This is a genomic window from Thiohalocapsa sp., from assembly GCF_022340605.1.
GTDB lineage: Bacteria > Pseudomonadota > Gammaproteobacteria > Chromatiales > Chromatiaceae > Thiohalocapsa.
In genome coordinates, this window is sequence record NZ_JAJDNQ010000088.1 from 17,212 (window position 1) to 28,992 (window position 11,781).

Sequence of the window (11,781 nt, forward strand, 5' to 3'; positions counted from 1 at the left end):
AGGATTATGCCACGACCGATGTGCGCCGGGGCACCGCGGCAATCGGCTGGGTCTTCTACGCCCGCCGTGAAGTCGACGACCGCATGCCTCGCACAAGACCTACCATCGCGCGCAGAGGCACAGTGACACGCCACGACGTGGAGCGGTAGACTGCGTCTAACTCTCTGCGGCAGCGCAGCCGCTCCTTTTCTGATGTCTTGTGATATTCCTCCATTTCAGCCTGCATTTGCTTCAACTGGAGCATCAGCAGGTCACGTTCGCCCGAAAGTTCCGCGAGCTTTTGCTTCCCTGGTTCAGAGTTCTCTTCACAGAGCTGCTTGCACGCCAACAGCTCAGCGTCCCTTTCCGCGAGTTGCTGCTGCGCGGCGCGTGCCGTTTGCAGCGCGTCGCGAAGCTCTTGGTAGTCCAAGAACAATTTGTCGCTGTCGAGCGCATCTATCCATGCCGGGTGCGGAAATAGTGGGATAGCAGACGCTTCAAGTTCGCCAGACAGAGCGACTACATCCTCCGCCGCGCATGTCTGCGCCGCGAGCAAGGCGAGCAAGTCCGGCGAGGGATCCTGCGGCAGCGGTGGGGGCGGCTGTCGAGATAGGCGAAGGCCTAGCGCGCTGTCCACGGCATCATAAAAGCCATCGGGATTGCGCACGATGGAGTCGGCACGAAACAAGACGGACCGCTCGCGATTGTTCCGGAAGACGTCCAACTGCGCTTCGGCGGCGCGCTTCCAGTTGGCAAGTTCATCGTTTGGAGCAGCGCCCAGATGCATCGCCTTTGTCAAGGCGCGTTCCGGCGTGCAATACAGAAGCAGCCATTTCGCGTCCTGCGGGCTAGCGGCGCCCTGCTCATCGACGTTGCCGGTTGATCCCGCTGCGAGGGTCTCGCTGATTGGGCTGGGACCCGTGGAGTGAACGTAATCAACACGCCCGAGCAGGGGCTTTATGTCAGCAAGTTCTACGCCGGGGGTGGTGAGAAGTGTCAGGGCCATCGGTAGCTGTGCTCGGAGTTTACGCCCTCAAGTGGGCATGCTCGCTGCTGTTGCGGAGCGTAGTGTCGAGAAAGTTCATGATCCCGGGCAGGGTTGTGACGCCGGACCTGAATTCGCCCAGTTGAATGTGCAGGCCCAGCTTAATACAAAGAGCCGACAGTTGTAAGTCCCCCATCCAACGACGGTGAGCGAGGTCGGGCCGAAGTTTTTTCAGCGATTCCAGACGCGCCGGAGCACCCTCCATGAGGCCGGAGATAAAAATGGCGGCACCGAGTGGCTGTAGTGACCATCGCCCCCACAGCATCACCAGATGCGAAGGGCCGTCCGTCGCAACGGCCAGGCGCGCCAGGTCGGGATTGTGCAGGACCAATGGCTGGCTGTCCAACTGCTCGTTGATAAATTCGAGGTTCGCTGACAGGGCGTCGACGTAACTCATCTCCCGGGAGTTCGTAGCGGCCAAGCGCAGCGGCTGAATGAAGTCGGCGCTGACGCGAGACGGCAGCAACGCCTGGGATGACGGGCTGCAGTCGGCACATGCACTTGGCGGTACGTACGACCAGATACGCTCGAGGAGGCTGGAGCGTAGGTTTGCCCAGTTCTTGGCGTCGGGGGGGATACCGTCACCGGCACCGCAGATCAGGCAGCGGAATTGGTCGACTTCGAACGAGGCGATGATCGAGGGGGCGCAGATGGCACCAGGCGCAACGAGGTCGAACAGCTGGGACTGGTGGTCGGCGCGTTTCGCCTGGGCGGGGGTATAAATGTAAACACGAAAGCGATTCGGACGGCGTTCGCCCCGAGGGCCCACAAGAATATCGAGAGCGTAGATGCCCGGCGAGGGGGAGTCTGTCCAGATGGATTCAATAGCGCCGGGTGCTGATGCAGTTTGCCCCAAGTACTGTGCCGCGAGTTCGAGCACGCGCCCCCGGGGAAAGGCATCAAAAATGCGCGTAACCCAGATTTTCTGGGAATTATCTAAAGGTTCCTGACTACTGAAGACCAGACGGTCGATGACCTCTTGGCGCGACCGGAGCGATATCACGTCTCGTGCGATGTGGTCCATCGACATGATCACTTGGCGCGCCACCAGGATGCTGAGTACGCCAATAATCACGTTGGACTCGGCACCGCGGACATACGGAACAAGGATCACCAGGAAGCCGCCGAAGAAGACAACCGTGGCGATAACATTGACATACTCGCGATGCTTGGAAACGATCCAAACCTGCAGAGGGCTTCGGCCGGTGCCGCGATCCTTCAAGAGCAACGCCGTGACGCCGAGCGCCAATAGCGCTGCAAGAGGGAGGAACAGAAGTAGTGATGGATTCGCGAGAAAGAGAAGGGCTCCCGCGAGCAAGATAAACAGCAAAGCCGCCGCAATCTTGCAGAGGTCGACAAATGTCTTCTGGAGCTGAAACAGACGTCCGGCGTCCAAGCCGGATGGGTAAAGGCGTCGTGCCAGAGCTGTAACGGCGCGGCCCGATGCACGTTCGGCTGTATGGTTGAGGTAGACTGTGAAGGTGTAAAACAGCAAAGCGCCTAAGGTTAGGAGGGCGATACCGGCGTTCTTATGCGCTGGCGGAATGAATGGCAGGTAGGCTGGAACCCCCGGGTGGCTGGCCAATATGATGATTTTCAGAGGGAGCAGCAGCGCGAGGATTCTGGCGACGTCGGCTGTCGCCGTACTCCACACGACGAATGCGGTTCGTCCCGGACTGGCGCTGAAGAACTGGCGGAAGACGCTGTAAGCCCAAACAAAGGACGCTAGAGTCGAATGTAAGAATTGCACAGGGCGTGGCATCCGAGGCATTAGCTGAGGGAGAATAGCATGTTGCAAGGGCCGGAGCCAAAGGACGAGGCATGCCGATGGACGGCGGCGGTCACTGGCGCGCCGCGACCGACTGGCACGCTGCGCGGCCCGAGAACTGCTCGCCGGCGGTATGCATCCCCGGCCTGACGGCGGCAAGTTAAAGGCGTCAGCGGCGAAGGAAACCGCGATTCCAGATATGCGCGATGGCGCCGGGACATCGTGGAAACGCCGCAACGCGTGCGCGTGCGAGGTTGGGCGGGCGCTCTCGCTGCCGGCGGTCGAGGCAGAGTCCCGTCTCACAGCGAGCATCTTCAATCCGTTAGCATACAACGCGGTTTCCGTGACGAGACAACAGCGTGTCCGCCAACTCTCGCCGCAGGGCGCTCTGATCCCGGTGTTGAGCGGGGCAGAAGCGTGCGCCGTGTGGGGCAAGACCCGCCCGGCGTCCTCGGGTCCGGACGCGAACGCCCACAAGCCAACGTGCGTTCTGGTGCGGTCGTCCTCGATCGGACTGGCCGGGTGGCCGACAAGGCGTTGTTGAGTCCGGTCGCGAGCGCAACCCGGGCGCGATCGTGATCGGCCCGCACGTCGATTCTACCGGGGCGAGGTCGGATGCCCGGAGCTGGCCAGCCGGCTCCGGGCCGTGCTTAGCGCTCTTGCAGGATCTGTCACCGCAATAGACGTTGGGACTCAGAGCGTGGTCAAAATCGCGCTATCATCCGCGCGCAATCGGGTGTCTGGGCTGGCCAAGGCGCGTTCGCAGCGGCTTCAGTAACGCCCCCGCGTGCGCTCACGTGTGGACACCTTCCAGGCCCGGCGCCCCCCTCGCCTGGCACGCGCAAAGCCGTCGACGAACCGGGGCGTCAGACGTGCTGCTGCGCCCTCAACATGGCGCTCCATACCGAGGCGCCCCCTAACCCGACCGACTGATTCCGCGAGATGCCCAAGTCCTTGGTTTTCGTGCTGCCGCGGCTGACAGAGGCGCTGTTGGTACGCGCTACCACGCTGCGCCGACGCCTTCAGCGGCGCTGGTCCGTCCGATCTCGACAACTGCAACAAGCGTTGCGACGGTGGGCTGCGCCGTCGGAACAGCGACTGCGCGCCGAGTATGCTGCGTCCGCCATATCCCGGGAGCCGGACGAGTTCGTGCTCTATCGCATCATTGGGAACGATCTCTACCCGCGCCACGCCATTGGGCAGTCTCGCACCAATGTGGAGTTCATTCTGAGGCACGAGCCAAAGTTGGAACGCTGCACCCGGCGGTGGATATTGAACCGAATCGTAGACCAAGACGAGGAAGACCGCATCGTCGCCCTGCTGGAAGCGCACGGCGAAACATATCTTCGCCTGCCTTTTTCTTGGCTTGAGTACGATCGCTCGGAATGGGACTGGAGTTGCCTGCCGCGTCCGGATTTTCTGTATCGCAATGTGGCGCGTCGTCTCTGTGAGGAAGAGTGGAAGCAGATTTATACCGCGCTCTACCGGCAAAAGAATCTGCTGTTGATGAACAACAACGGAGCACGCAACGTCGCCCTGAACGACGGACGCAACAAGGCGAAATGGATCCTTCCCTGGGACGGCAATTGCTTCCTGACCGAGTCTGGCTGGGAATCGCTGTTGCAGGCGGTCGACGCCGCGCCGCACGCGAAGTTTTTTGTCGTTCCGATGCATCGGGCGCAAAGCCACGATGAAGTCCTGTCCGCGGGCTTCGTGCCAAATCCGACCGAAGAACCTCAGCTCGTCTTCCGTCGCGACACGGTCTCGACCTTCGACGAGCGCATTCCGTACGGCCGCCGCCCAAAGGTTGATCTGCTTTGGCGTCTCGGCGTTCCTGGCCCCTGGGATCAATGGGCGGAGGAGGCTTGGGACGTTGCGCGCAGGCCGCTTTCGAGCGAGTTTGGCCAATGGCGCCAGGCCGGCTGGGTAACGCGTCTCTTTTCCGGCCACAAGCACCTCGAGCAGCCCACCAAGAAGAGTTCCAAGAGCCGTGGCGTCATCCGACAGCGCGCAATTGCGGAAACGCTCAATCATGTTGCGGTGCTCGGCGCCGGCAGAAATCCGCATCGCCGTGGCGGAGCCCTTTTTTCCATGGAAGCCTTGCAAGAATCGCGTACGGAGCTCGCTCGCGGCATTGACACCCCGCGGGCCGCGGCGGCCAGGCGAATCCTCGGGGATGCGGAGCAGGCGCTCCAGCGCGAGACTCACGTGGCGGCGCGGAAAGAGTCACCGGCGTCGATTAGCGATCGGCGGGACTACAATCATTCCGCCCCGCAGCATTGGCCCAGCGCGGATGCTGCTGATGGACTTCCCAATGTCGAGAAGGAGGGGCAGTGCGTTGCGGGTACGCGGAGGTACGAGGAAGAGAGGCGCGGCTTCGACCGTACGCGCTGGCGGAGGTTTGTCGATGACACGACGACACTCGCGCTAGCGACTTCCGTCAGCGAGGACGGCTCGCGCTACGCCGAGCATGCGCTGCGACTGGTCCACGCATGGCTCTGCGACGCGGCCGACGGCCTGTATCCGCAAGTCGAATATCCGCAGATCGGGGCCGGTCGTGACAACGAACGGAACCCCAGCTGGGATATCATCGAATTCCGGGACTTGTATTACTTGCTGGACGCGTTGCAGGTGCTGGAGCACGTCGGCGGTCTGCCGCAACGCCACAAAGCCAGCTTGAGTGCGTGGCTGAGCGAGCACTTGAACTGGCTGCGGTGCAGCCCCGCGGGTCGCGCGGCACAAGCCCAACACAACAGCCATGCCACCTACTACGACCTGCAAATGGCGGCGATTTGCGCCTACACCGGGCGCGAGGAAGAATTCGAGCAAACGGTGCTGCGGGCCGCATCGCGCCTCCCGGAGCATTTCGCCACCGATGGCACCCAGCCAATCGAATTGCAAAGCGCGACGCCGAAGCACGCCTGCTGCTCCAACCTGCAAGGTTGGCTGAACCTGATGTTATTGGCGGAGCGCAATGGCATGTTGCTGGTCTCAGCCGCGGGGCCGGATCGGACGCGCATCGCGCGTGCCGTCGAGTGGGCACTGCGCGAAATACCGAGACTCGGCGGAGAAGATAGCTTCGATGATGAGCGTCTGGTGCCCCTGCTCGCCGCGGCGCGGCGTGCGGGGCTCTCGCTGGATACCAGCGTCATACTCCCCGCGCCGGCCGACGTTAACGCCCGCTTCGATCCCGACAGCGGGATTCATCCATACTGGCAACTCACCACCTGAGTAACCGCTCCGGTCCACGGCGCCGGGCGCTTTGTCGGGACCCCTTTAGGTGGAATACAGATCTCGGTACTTGGCAATGCTCGCCTGCCGGGACAGGTGCTCGCGATAGAAGCCGGCGACACGCTGTCGCTCCCCGTTCGACAACGGAACGATGCTTTCGCCACCGGCATCGGCGTCGGCGTCACGAAAGTTCCTGGCCTCGCGGGCGAGCGCTGCATAGTCCTTGTTGACGGTGTTCATGATCACCGGCAAGCCGGCGAGGCCATACTCCGCGAACTTGACCGGTGAGCCCACTCGATCGCGACGGCTGCCGTGCAAGAGCAGGATCGCGGTGTCCGCGGCATTCAGATAGTCGTTGACGCGTTCCAGTGCGACACCGTGAACTTGAAAGGTGCCCGCAGGCGCTGCCGCGAGCAGGCGCATCGCCTCGTCCGTGTGCGGCGTCAACACCAGCAGGTGCCAACGCGGATCGGCACGGTGCAGCGACAGGAAGCGGTCGATGATGTCACCGAAGCGCTGGAAAATGTTGATGCTGCCGCAATAGACCAGGACGCGTTGCGCGGGCGCGATACCCAAGTCGCGGCGCATCCGCTCCCTGAGGGCGGCGTCGAAATAGAACAGCGTCTCAGCGGCGACGCTCGGAATGACGTGCACCTCACCGGCGGTGACCAGCCCGCGCTTGATCCTCGCCATGCCTTGGCTGACGAAGATCGCCTTGGTGCACCGGGCGCCGGCCAGACGCTGCTCTGCAATGGTTTGGCCCAGACGTCGCAGCACCAGCGGACGCAGCCAAGGTGCCGTGTTCCGATGCCGCACCACGAACTCGGATACGCACTCACCGCGGACATCCCAAATCAGTCCCCGGCGGCGTTTCGGATCGGCATGGGCACAGACTGCCGCGGCATAATCCGTGCGCGCGTGCCAGAGCGCGAATTTCTTGCCACGGCGCCACACCAGGAAGCGCAGCATCATCGCATTCAGCGTGACCGACAGCGGAATCGCCGGGCGCAGCGCGGGAAACACGCGCACCCGTGACGCCGACAGTTGTTCTGCATGAGCCTGCTTGGCGAGGGATTCCCGGTACAGCCGCGGCGTTGGCGCAAACGACCAGACCTCGATGTCGCAGATGTCGTGCTCGCGCATGGTCCGCGCATGCACCAGCACCTGCGAATCGATCACCGTGGACGCGAGCCCTTCAAAGACGACGAGTAGAACTTTCTGCATGGTCTCGCGGTGGGGTTGTAGCCGAGATGACGCGCTGGATACCCGCGTCGAGCCAGTGACCTGCACGCGCTCGTTGCATCAGCGCACGGGGCGCCCGCCGACACTCAGGCGCAGGGCCTCGTAGAGGTCGACACACCGCATCGCCATTTCGACGGCGAAGATTCTGAGCTTATCCAACGACGGCAGATCGGTGCGATCGCGCAGGGCGCGGACGTAGCGGATCGGCGGGCGGAGACTGCCCGCGGCCGTCAGCAGCAGGTGGCGGCGATCGACGCCCGGCCGGTCCGACGCATTGCGGCAGCGCCCACCAAGCAGGCGCCGCCGCTTATTGATCAGCGCGCTCAGCCGGTGTCGCGCCGGATGCTCGACGATCGCGTCAGCCGCGTAGACGATCGGGTGGCCGGCGCTCCGCGCCCGCCGCCCCCATTCCTTGTCGCCGCTGGAGAGCAGCGACGCGTCGAACAGGCCCACCTGCATGAGCACGTCCTTGCGCACGAACAGATTGGCGGTCACGCTGAATCCCTCTTGCGCCACGTAACGTGCGTTGTCGAGCGACGTGAACCGGTCATAAAGCTCGATCGCGCTCGGCTTGTGCCGCGCCCTGGCGACGACCTCGACCCGGCCGCCGACGACGCTCGACGGTGCGGCGCAGAGGCGAGCGACACCGGATTCCAGCCAGCCCGGGTGCGGCACGCAGTCCGAGTCGGTGAAAGCCAGCACGTCTCCACCGGCGGCCCTGATGCCGGCGTTGCGCGCCGAGTACGCGCCGGGCTCGGGATGGAACAGGTACCGCGCGCGCGGCCAAGCTGCGACGACCGCCCGCAACGGCTCGTCAGAGCCGTTGTCGACGACCACGATCTCATAGCGGTCATGGCGATAGCTTTGGTTGCCCAGCGCCTCGAGGCACACCGCGAGGCGCGACGCCTGGTTGTAGGCTGGAACGATGATCGAGACCAAGGGCGGCTCAATGTCACTTCCGCCGCTGCACGTCGTAGGTATCGCTCGTTCCATCTGTCTGCTCGCGGGCTCGCCACGCTGGCGGGTTGGCGCGGTCGGGCAGTCGGTTGTCCACCCCCGTCCGGTGTTCGCGGCACGGCATCGTAGCAGCCCGCCGAGCGGGGTGCGCGGACCTTTTTTCAGTCTCCGAGGGTTGTTGCGACCAGCGGCACCAAGAAACGGTCTGGCAAAACATTGACATCGCCAGACGAACGCTCGTGCACCCATCATATTGGGCAGATTGGGGCGAGATCGACGTGGACGCGGTGAACGAATAGAGCGTTTGGTCTTGTCAATCCTTGGTGAGGTATACGGTCAAGTTACCTTCTGCATCGACGAAGCTCGTCCCGCCGGAGAAGCCCACCCGCCCCGATCGAGCCAGCCAGTCCTTGACAATGCCCGTATGCAACTCGGCGTCGCCCTGGGGAACTGCGCGGACGCGGCACGCGGAGGAGCGGCACTCGGTTTCCACGACTGCGATTTCTGTTGCTCCTGTCGCCTGGAAAGCCCTATCGAGGCTTTCTGTCAGTTTTTCGTCATCCCGAGAAGCGGGGCGCTTCGCGAATTCTTTCGCCATCGCGATTTGCTCCTCCTCGATCAGGGATTCTTGCTCCAGGAGTTCCGCCGGCAGCTCCGGTTGCTTTGCATCGACCATCTCTTCTTCCGCTGCCGCCTGGTCCTGCTGTCCAGCGCCCATGCCGTTCGAGCGATGCTCTAGCCGGTCTAATCGTTGCAAAATCAGCCTCACCGTTTCCGGCGGCAAAGACTGCGGCGCTTCGCTGTTCGCCGTCCGTTGCAGAGCCAATTCTCGAACGCCAAGTTCGCCCGCGTCGAGGCTCGGCCCTTGCTGGGTTGCTGCTGCCCGCTGCACCGGCTTCGAGCTCACGGAATCGTCGTGGCGCATGCCAGACAGCCGCGCGCCGCCCAGCCCTATGCCCAAACCCAGCGCAAAAGCAATGATTGCAGCCCCAAGGGCAAAACTGAGTCGCATGCTTAAGTCCAAATTGTTGCGACAATTGCTAAACAAAGACTCGATGCCGGCAGCGCCGGCATCGATATCTTGGTGCAACAGGAGGTTAGATCGCGGATGCCGTGGCGATCACCACTCATTGAGGAAAACGGAGCGAATCTGGGAGTAGGGGGGGACCCAACACTCGAGCGTGTAAGCCCCGGTGGGTCGGCTCCAGCTCAGGTCGAGATTCAATGTGCGATAACCGGTTCCATAGGTCGACCCGCTACTCCATGAGCAAGAGTTGCCGCTCGAATAGCAGGTATTGAAGGCGCACCAGAAATTGTAGCTGTAGCTTCCGTCATAAAGGTAGGCAAGTACGCTTTTCGTGCCGCTGGTGTTCCAAGCGTTGTCGCGCGGAATAGCACAGAAAACGTGGGTGTATGCTGACGTGGAGTTCTTTACGCCTGATTCCGTGTAGTCCAGACGCCATTGATCTCTTCCATCTGCGGCAATGCATGTGGCGGGGCTGACTTGCTTTGCATCTGAGCCCATTACCTGCATCGGTATGATCAAGACAAAGCCGGTGAAAACAGCGATAGCAAATCGGGTGAACATGTGCGCTTCCTCATCCAAAGGTTATGTCCGCCTCATCACAGCGAGGGCGGAGGCCAAGCCATCAAGGCTGCCTTCGGCAAGTATAGTGGGGGTATGACTTATAGCAAGCTGGGGGAAAGTTTCTCAGGCTGCTGGGGAAAAGCGGAAGTGGCCCAGACGCAACGGAAGGGGTGCTCGCCAAAGCCAATCTCGCCCAGCTGCGGCGAGAAACCGAGCGACGGACTGCGACATATTGGCGGCGAACGGCGTTATTACGGCAATGTTACAAACCAAGCGAACGACTAGGCTTTAGCTTCAAAGAGCCGTTGTAGTGCCACGGCACCAAACGCCAGCTAGCCGATCGGAGGAACCGCCGTGCACCCGTACATCGCCTACCTCGTCATCACCAGCCCGGCCAACCGACGGCCGCGGCCGGACGAATGCTGCCTCCCGTTGCGCCATCTGTTAGCGCGGCTTTGGCGGCGCGTTCAGTCGAGCGCCGCGTCCCGGTGCTAGCGGTCGTGCACCGGCCCGTCGCGAGGCCATAAGCAATCCGCCCGCATCTCGTCAGCGCCGCGGCCGGCGCGCGCCCGCATCCGCCCGCGCCGGCACCTGGCGCGCCGCGGCCCTGCTCGCGCGCTGCTCCGCCAGCAGCCGCTCCAGCAGCAACGCCCAGAGTCCCACCACGGCAACCGTCATCAGCGCCATGATGGCCTGCGAGCTCGTGCGCACCTCGCGCGGGATCAGGTCATCGAGGGTCAGCGCCAGCACCGCCAGCACCAGCACTGCCGCCAATCGCGTGGCGTTGCGGGCACGCGGGTCGAGCACCGCATCGCGCAGCAGCACCAGCGCCGCTGGCAGCAGCATCACCAGGTGATGGGTCCAGCTTGCCGGCGCGGCCAGGAACACCCAGACCGACAACACCGACAGCTCCAGGTCCACGGCCACCGGGCCCGCGCTGCCGTCGCCTTCCGCGCAGCGTCGTGCCCGCAGCCGCAGGGATCGGAGCACCGCCCAGCCGGTGGCCAGCGCGAGCGCCATCACCAGCGCGGCGCTGATCCATGCGGCCGCCGTAGGGCTCGCGGCGACGACCTGGCTGAATTTGTTGGGCACCAGCCAGCGCGCCACCTCGCCGGCGATACTGCGGTTCCAAGGCGCGGCGATGCTGCTGTGCCCGGGCGGCAGGGCCGTGAAGCCGGTCGTGCCCAGGATCTGTTGCATCCACGCGGTCCAGCTGCCGGCCGGCGCCAGCGCCAGGCTGAGCCAGAGCAGCGCGGCACCGCCGAGCGCGGCACCGAGCAATAGCCAAAGCCCCGGCCCGGGCCGCCGGCCGCGCCGCAGGCAGCCGAGGGCGCCGAGGCCCAACAGCCCGTAGTGCGGCTTCGCAACGCTGCCGAGCGCCAATGCCGCGCCGGCGCCAAGCCGGCTCAGCACGGCCCGCGGCGACCCGGTCGGGGGCGCCGGCCCGGCACGGCGCAGCACCCGCCAGAAGCCCCACAGGCACAGCAACAGCAGCAAGTTGATCTGCTGGAAGTGCAGCGTGAGATACAGGCCGCCGAAGCAGGCGATGTAGAGCGGCCCCCAGACCCGCAGCCGGCGTCCGGCGACCGTCGCTGCCGGGGCGTTGACCGTGCGCGCCAGGTCCCATGGCAGCAGCACCATTAGGACCGGCGCGAGGACGAGGTTCAGCGTCCACAGCCATGCCCCGGCCTGCGCCAAACCGTGTCCCGCAAGCGGCCAGAGCAGTAAGAAGGCCGTCGGCGGGTAGGTGAACGGCAGGCCCGTCGCGTTCGGGCGCGTGTAGGGCTCCACGCCGTCCACGAAGACCCGCTGCGCCGCGTGCCAATAGACGCTGAGGTCCAGATCGCGCAGCACCAGCAGGGACGCGATAAAGCCGAACAGGGCCAGGGCCGCCGCCAGCGGGAGGTACGCTCGCACCGACTTGAATAAGGTGGCCGGCCGGAGACCGGACACGCGGACGGTGGGCAGCCG

General features: G+C 63.8%; 8 protein-coding genes. 1 reads left to right on the forward strand and 7 read right to left on the reverse strand.

Going from position 1 to position 11,781, the window contains the following annotated elements:
• Nucleotides 1–55: 55 nt before the first annotated feature.
• Together LJE69_RS12015 and LJE69_RS12020 are read right to left on the reverse strand one after the other, a co-directional pair.
• Nucleotides 56–985: a hypothetical protein gene (locus LJE69_RS12015; protein ID WP_296925281.1), complete on the reverse strand. Its 930-nt coding sequence runs from the start codon at nt 983–985 to the stop codon at nt 56–58.
• Nucleotides 986–1,004: 19 nt separating this feature from the next.
• Entirely contained in the window at nt 1,005–2,774 is a 1,770-nt protein-coding gene (locus LJE69_RS12020; RefSeq protein WP_296925283.1) for a hypothetical protein, read from the reverse strand.
• Nucleotides 2,775–3,734: 960 nt separating this feature from the next.
• Between LJE69_RS12020 and LJE69_RS12025 the strand changes: the two genes are divergently transcribed.
• On the forward strand, nt 3,735–6,023 hold the full coding sequence (locus LJE69_RS12025; protein WP_296925284.1) for an alginate lyase family protein: 2,289 nt from the start codon (nt 3,735–3,737) through the stop codon (nt 6,021–6,023).
• 45 nt (nt 6,024–6,068) lie between these two features.
• Here LJE69_RS12025 and LJE69_RS12030 read toward each other — a convergent pair whose 3' ends face one another.
• The 5 genes from LJE69_RS12030 to LJE69_RS12050 all read right to left on the reverse strand — a co-directional run bounded on the left by LJE69_RS12030 (nt 6,069) and on the right by LJE69_RS12050 (nt 11,727).
• Nucleotides 6,069–7,247, reverse strand: coding sequence for a hypothetical protein (locus tag LJE69_RS12030; RefSeq protein ID WP_296925286.1), 1,179 nt, complete (start codon nt 7,245–7,247; stop codon nt 6,069–6,071).
• Nucleotides 7,248–7,325: 78 nt separating this feature from the next.
• On the reverse strand, nt 7,326–8,204 hold the full coding sequence (locus LJE69_RS12035) for a glycosyltransferase family 2 protein (protein ID WP_296925288.1): 879 nt from the start codon (nt 8,202–8,204) through the stop codon (nt 7,326–7,328).
• Nucleotides 8,205–8,535: 331 nt separating this feature from the next.
• A complete protein-coding gene (locus LJE69_RS12040) occupies nt 8,536–9,312 on the reverse strand; it encodes a hypothetical protein (protein WP_296925290.1) in 777 nt (258 codons plus the stop codon).
• A 30-nt stretch (nt 9,313–9,342) separates the two neighbouring features.
• On the reverse strand, nt 9,343–9,828 hold the full coding sequence (locus LJE69_RS12045) for a hypothetical protein (RefSeq protein WP_296925292.1): 486 nt from the start codon (nt 9,826–9,828) through the stop codon (nt 9,343–9,345).
• Between the two features lie 528 nt (nt 9,829–10,356).
• Nucleotides 10,357–11,727, reverse strand: a complete 1,371-nt coding sequence (locus LJE69_RS12050; RefSeq protein WP_296925294.1) for a glycosyltransferase 87 family protein — start codon at nt 11,725–11,727, stop codon at nt 10,357–10,359.
• Nucleotides 11,728–11,781 lie beyond the last annotated feature (54 nt).